Source organism: Pantoea sp. ANP04 (assembly GCF_041982285.1).
Classification (GTDB): domain Bacteria; phylum Pseudomonadota; class Gammaproteobacteria; order Enterobacterales; family Enterobacteriaceae; genus Pantoea; species Pantoea eucalypti.
On the sequence record NZ_JAUTYS010000180.1, the window covers coordinates 1 to 524 of the forward strand.

The window sequence follows — 524 nt, forward strand, 5'->3', positions numbered from 1 at the left end:
AGGGCGGCGTACCCCTGAATGCCAACCTATCCACCCTGACTGTACCTGGCGCTTACATCGTGTCATCAGCCACCGTCGCCCTGTCGATCACCCCAGCGCTGCCAGCCGAGTTCGCAAACATCGGCGTAATGGAAATCCTAGGAGCGGGATCGAACACTTACCGGGTTTACCGGTGGACTGTCATTGGGGGCGGAAACCGTGGCGTATTGGAAATTGAATACCAGAACGGAACGTGGACTACATGGCGCAGAACCGACTACGACCCCAAGCCACGTACTGTCCCGAACGGCGCGAACATTGACACGTATGTTCGATCATCGGGAGCGTTCGATGGGGAATGGATAACACTCACGGGCATTGCCACTAATGGCATCACCGGAACCCCCGCAGGCGAAACCGGCATGTTCCATCTGCGGGTATCCGGGTCAACTGGTTTCCAGATGATTCAGTTCTACAACGGCGGTCTCTACTGGCGGTGCATCAACTCCGTATCAGGTGGAACCTTCGGGCCATGGGTTCGTCTA

At 56.9% G+C, this 524-nt stretch carries 1 protein-coding gene; it reads left to right on the forward strand.

Going from position 1 to position 524, the window contains the following annotated elements; genetic code table 11:
- Positions 1 to 59 precede the first annotated feature (59 nt).
- Positions 60 to 524 (forward strand): hypothetical protein (locus Q7C21_RS22985; protein WP_375151235.1); only part of this gene is annotated, 465 nt, incomplete at its 3' end.